The sequence below is a fragment of the Enterorhabdus sp. P55 genome (assembly GCF_009911695.1).
Lineage (GTDB): Bacteria > Actinomycetota > Coriobacteriia > Coriobacteriales > Eggerthellaceae > Enterorhabdus.
On sequence record NZ_QWKK01000311.1, the window covers coordinates 1 to 541 of the forward strand.

1 protein-coding gene is annotated in these 541 nt (G+C 59.7%); it reads right to left on the reverse strand.

The genetic code is table 11. The features are described from left to right. Nucleotides 1-195 precede the first annotated feature (195 nt). Nucleotides 196-480 carry a DUF1778 domain-containing protein gene (locus tag D1643_RS12295; protein WP_160710688.1) on the reverse strand — a complete coding sequence of 95 codons (285 nt, stop codon included), beginning with the start codon at nt 478-480 and terminating at the stop codon, nt 196-198. Nucleotides 481-541: the final 61 nt, after the last annotated feature.

Sequence of the window (541 nt, forward strand, 5' to 3'; positions counted from 1 at the left end):
CAAATTGCGACGGAAAAGACGGCCGCATCATGCCGGGGGAGGCTTTGCGCTGGTTGCTCGATGCGCGGCATAGCACAAACGAAAATGACATAGGAGAACGTCAGGGCCGTGCGTTGCAACGCACGGCCCTGACGTTCTCCTATGGAACTGCGCAAGGGATTGAGCGTCTTGTGATCTCCTGCAGGATAATGGGGGTTAGCTCGCCTCGGTGAGTACTTTCGCGGCCTTTTCTATCGCGGCGTCGCGCATGAACTCCGACTTCTTGACGCCCTTGGCCTTCGCGGCGCGGGCTATCATGTCAGCTCCGGACGCAGGGCATTTAAACGAGAGGTTCGCGTTCGGCGCGTCGGACAGCCTCGGGCGTCCGACGCGAAGCTCGATGAGGCTTCCTCTCCACGTCCCCTCTTCCCACTCGGACGCACGACGCTCGATCTCCTCGTCATCAAGGATGTATCCGTTTGCACGCTTATACTCGCTCACCGCCGCCTCCTAGATCGCTCTACCTCTTCCGCTATCCTGGACGAGACTGGCGTGTTTGCGT